The following is a 4,180-nucleotide window of genomic DNA, read 5'->3' as shown; positions in this document are numbered from 1 at the left end:
TTAAAACACGCCGCCTTACTCCATAATCATAGCCATCTTCAATTGTTTCACTTTGCGTTGAGATATTAATTGCAGGCATTGCTTCAATAAATAAATTGAAATCGCGCATATTGAAAACATTATCACCAGCTGCCGTCTTTGCTGCTTTAATCAACGCAACAAAGCTTTTCCTTATCGTCTCTCTCGGATGCATGGGGGCTCCTGTCCAATTAAGTGTATAAAATGATTGACTAGGATTAATAATGATACTATTATTGGTTATGAACAATAAAGTTGAAAAAATAATCAGCTTGATGAAAGCGTCACCAAAGAACATCAAGTTTTCAGATTTGTTGGCTGTATGTGTCTATTTCTTTGGAGAACCGCGGAACAATGGTACAAGCCACTTTGTTTTTAAAACACCGTGGCTTGGTGATCCTCGTGTGAATATTCAAAAAGATTCTGGTAACAAAGCAAAAGCTTATCAAGTCAAACAAGTCTTACAAGCGATAGAAAGGATGAAACATGAACAATAATCATTATACATATCGTGTTTTGTGGTCGCAAGAAGATGAGGAATATGTCGGATTGTGTGCAGAATTCCCATCCCTTTCATGGTTAGATGCTCAAGCAGAGAAAGCTTTAAAAGGCATTATGGACCTTGTTTCAGAAGTTGTTGAGGATATGCAACATAATGGAGAAGAAGTTCCTGTGCCTTTGTCACATGGTAAATACAGTGGTAAGTTTCAATTAAGAATCCCACCAGAACTCCATAGAAAACTTGCAATACAAGCCGCTGAAAATGGTGTGAGTTTAAACAGATACATTTCTTCTAAACTTTGAATCTTTTAAAAGTCTATACGCATCAAAAGAAATTTAATTTTTATGAAAACCTCTAAATTAAAACAAATACCCGTTTTTAAGACGGATAAAGAAGCAGAAAACTTTGTCGATACTGCAGATTTTACAGATTATGACTTAACTGGTTTTAAGCCTATTCATTTCGAATTCTTACCTAAAGAAGTCTCTTGACCACTCCCCATCTTAAGAACGGGGAGGGGAGTTCTATTTTTTTAATTAAGCAACCTTTTTAATGGGGTTGTCTAAATTTGGTTCATAAGTTCGCAACAAAGAATCCATACGATGTGGAAGTTCTGAAGCTCCAAAATCTGTCAAAATTGCCAAGATTTTTGTAATATTGGGCACGTCATCTTGAAGCTTTAAAACCAGAGCATCTACGACCGATTCCATAACCTCAACTATAGCATTGCAGTCCTCATCTCCAATGCCTCGATGGTTAGAAAGCTTAAACAATGCCATCCACAAATCGCATAAGAAGTCGACACTGCTATTCATTGCACACCCCCAAAGATTTGTTCTCTCAAACATGCTAATCCTCTAGATGTGATTTTCGTTGAAGGCAGCACCTTTTCTGTACCATCTGGTCTTTGAATGGTAATAGCGGGACAATCCATGAATCCTTTCTTTATCTTATCCTGATAAGGTAACAGAGGCGCCCCTGGAGCCCGTCGATAGACCCAATCATGTTTACGCAAGTAATCCGTTAAATCCTTAGGTCGCACCTCTAACATCTTTGCAGCTTCTATCAGACCAAACAAACCATCAGAACGCTTTAAACCTTCCAAAGCCTCTGCTTTTGGTGCTAATTCAGCGATAACATGATCTTTATGCTCTATTTGACTTTGTAAGTGATTTAAAACACCAAGCAATGCCTCCGGTTTAGAGTAGTCAACTTGTGATGCAGCTATCTGTGGAGCAGCTACTTGCTTCAAAAGCCGTTCACATTTGATAAAGTATAAACGAGCCTCTCTACCTTTCTTATTATTCTCAAGCATAGAGAGCTCTTTGGCTACACTTAAAGTTAGATGATAATCTTTAGAGGGACGACCACCTTGGAGGTTTTCCCCAAAGTTGGTGAAAACTAAATAATCCTGATTTTCTAATAAATTATATTTGTTGATGCGATATTTAATCCAAGTAGAGAAATCTTTACCTACTTCTAAAAACGCATGCAAATCACGAGCGTTAACAGTTTGAACAGTTTCCTGATCAATAACCTGTTCTCTAATTTCTATAAGAGTATTCATAATGAATTCCTTATGGTTAGACGTTTGTTAATGACACTCAAAAAGAGTGCCGGGCGCTAACAAACACGGCCATAAGTCCGTCGTTACACTTTCCCCGCAAGGGTATTGTATAGCGTAACCACACCCGACAGATGTTATTATACGCATGTAGCATATAATGAGTCAAAGTCTTTAATGTATAGAAGACTGATTATTTCGGTAACCAATCCGCTTATGGTTCTAAGGTGTTTGTTAGGCACCTGATTCGATTATTCATACTCCTGTCACAATGTCAATAAGTAATATTACATTTTTCTAAAAATCGTTTTTACACAAGTAATCGATTAAATTCTTTAATTGTGATCCGAATATCCTTTCTTTTCCAATAAAATCAAACAAGCCAGTGATAGGTTTGAATTCACAATCGTTTGTTTTTTTGTGTTTAGTCTCTCACCCCAGTTGAAATAATTTCATTATCGTAAATTTCTGCTGTTCCGCAAACTCGCGCTTTTCCACAAACTTGCACACTGTCAAAAATTGATGCCTCGCCATAAACTCGTGCATTACCAGAAATTTGCGCTTCATTAGCAACCGATGCTTTACCGTAAACTCGTGCATTATCGAAAATCTGTGCATTGTCAGAGATATCTGCTTTATCAAAAACTTGTGCATTATTGCAAATTATAGCATTTCCCCAAACTGATGCCTCATCATAAATTTTTGTATTGTCATAAATTTTAGCATTTCCGGAAATAGATGTTTCACCGTAAATTATAGCATTTCCAGAAATGTGTGCATCTCCGAAAATAGATGCTTCACCATAAATCTTTGCATTGCCGAAAATTTTAGCATTTTTGGAAATAAATGCTTCACCATATACTTTAGCGTTTTCAAAAATACATGCCGAATTTGTAATGCATACCTCACCAGAAACTGATGCTTCATCATAAATTTTTACATCGTCAGAAACAGATGCTGTTCCGAAAACTTTAGCGCTGTCATAAACTTTAGCGCTTCCCCAAACTGAGGCCTCATCATAAATTTGCGCTTTACCAGAAATTTGCGCTTCACCAGAAACCGATGCTATACCATAAACTTTTGCATCATCCCTAATTGTAGCATTTTCAGAAACATATCCATTTCCGTAAACCTGTGCATTATCAAAAACCCAACAATTATCGTAAGGACTTAGGTTTCTTTCTTTTTCAATATATCCACCTAAATCACCTTTCTTAATTGTACCAAAATTTTTGATAGCTTTAATACGGTAAAGAATAAATTCGCCAACCTTAATTGCTTCATTTGTTAATTTGTATTTTTTTCTTCTAAATATAAACATGTACTAGATCATTTCTTTATAAGCATATCTTTACTTTAGCTCCCGCAAGATAAGCTTATACATACCGGATTCTGAAGCTTGTACATCTATCACAATGAAATGCTCCTGAGAAGAGGGAGCTTTGCTGTTTTCAGGGGAAATGATTACAACATTATCTTCAGGTTTTGGTGGTAATCCTCCGATATCATTGATACAAATATCAAGTTCCTTTCTTGCAATTGTCGTGGGGATTCTGCCACCGGCGTCCGATTCTGAATGCTTAATGGTGTAAATCGCTGTGATACGAAAAGATTGCTGGTTGTCCTTTCGCGTGTAGATGATGGGCTGCCCAAAAGTGTTGCGCACATCTTTAACCATTTGGTTTAGCAGCCCGTTCCACCGCATGTTATTTCGCTCCAATCACTGCTTTAAACAGCATTTCAGGGCGTGTACAGATGTAAAGCGGATAGCTATAGACCTCCGGTTTTACCCATGCATTACGGTCGTGGTCGACGATAAGCATCGTGTAGAGCGGCCTTCCAACCGTGTTGGCAAAATCCAAGCTTTCACCAGGAGCAAAGGTTTTTTGGAAGACACCAGGCGCATCAACAGGAAAGAATTGGCATTCATCAGGCTTAATGCCTATAGCGCGCTTTGTTCCAGCCTTCGCACTTACATTATAGTTGTGAATACTCCGGTAATTAATGAAAGTCACACCCGCAAAGTCAAAACTACCAAAGCTCCCAGAGCCAATCGAACTTGGTGTTGCAACACCTCCGGCGCTATTGAGTGTCTG

8 protein-coding genes and 1 pseudogene are annotated in these 4,180 nt (G+C 37.9%); 3 read left to right on the top strand and 6 right to left on the bottom strand.

The features are described 5' to 3' along the window. Positions 1 to 316: pseudogene (locus ACFIJJ_RS09025) on the bottom strand (hypothetical protein); the annotation flags it as partial. Between ACFIJJ_RS09025 and ACFIJJ_RS09020 the strand changes: the two are divergent. The 3 genes from ACFIJJ_RS09020 to ACFIJJ_RS09010 are packed head-to-tail and all read left to right on the top strand — an operon-like array spanning position 243 to position 1,011. After that, complete coding sequence (locus ACFIJJ_RS09020; RefSeq protein WP_375624221.1) at positions 243 to 515, top strand: toxin HicA; 273 nt, start codon at positions 243 to 245, stop codon at positions 513 to 515. The pseudogene ACFIJJ_RS09025 and the gene ACFIJJ_RS09020 overlap by 74 nt on opposite strands. Then, entirely contained in the window at positions 505 to 822 is a 318-nt protein-coding gene (locus ACFIJJ_RS09015; protein WP_004856761.1) for a type II toxin-antitoxin system HicB family antitoxin, read from the top strand. The genes ACFIJJ_RS09020 and ACFIJJ_RS09015 overlap by 11 nt, the downstream gene beginning before the upstream one ends. A 42-nt stretch (positions 823 to 864) precedes the next feature. Beyond that, the gene (locus tag ACFIJJ_RS09010) at positions 865 to 1,011 is read left to right on the top strand and encodes a CopG family antitoxin (RefSeq protein WP_375624218.1); all 147 of its coding nucleotides are present in this window, start codon (positions 865 to 867) and stop codon (positions 1,009 to 1,011) included. 45 nt (positions 1,012 to 1,056) lie between these two features. On the opposite strand, the gene ACFIJJ_RS09005 is transcribed toward ACFIJJ_RS09010, so the two are convergent. From ACFIJJ_RS09005 to ACFIJJ_RS08985, 5 genes are all read right to left on the bottom strand, one after another. Further along, complete coding sequence (locus ACFIJJ_RS09005) at positions 1,057 to 1,335, bottom strand: hypothetical protein (protein ID WP_006589100.1); 279 nt, start codon at positions 1,333 to 1,335, stop codon at positions 1,057 to 1,059. Further along, on the bottom strand, positions 1,332 to 2,087 hold the full coding sequence (locus tag ACFIJJ_RS09000; RefSeq protein ID WP_375624216.1) for an antA/AntB antirepressor family protein: 756 nt from the start codon (positions 2,085 to 2,087) through the stop codon (positions 1,332 to 1,334). The genes ACFIJJ_RS09005 and ACFIJJ_RS09000 overlap by 4 nt, the downstream gene beginning before the upstream one ends. A 421-nt stretch (positions 2,088 to 2,508) precedes the next feature. Then, positions 2,509 to 3,405, bottom strand: a complete 897-nt coding sequence (locus ACFIJJ_RS08995) for a hypothetical protein (RefSeq protein ID WP_375624214.1) — start codon at positions 3,403 to 3,405, stop codon at positions 2,509 to 2,511. A 30-nt stretch (positions 3,406 to 3,435) separates the two neighbouring features. Beyond that, complete coding sequence (locus tag ACFIJJ_RS08990) at positions 3,436 to 3,789, bottom strand: hypothetical protein (RefSeq protein WP_375646707.1); 354 nt, start codon at positions 3,787 to 3,789, stop codon at positions 3,436 to 3,438. A 1-nt stretch (position 3,790) separates the two neighbouring features. Then, on the bottom strand, positions 3,791 to 4,180 hold a 390-nt coding region (locus ACFIJJ_RS08985), incomplete at its 5' end, for a major capsid protein (protein ID WP_375646706.1).

The organism is Bartonella sp. TT29SHDZB (assembly GCF_042193395.1).
Taxonomy (GTDB): Bacteria; Pseudomonadota; Alphaproteobacteria; order Rhizobiales; family Rhizobiaceae; genus Bartonella.
Note: the sequence above shows the minus strand (reverse complement) of the source record. Positions and strands in the feature narration are given on the sequence as shown.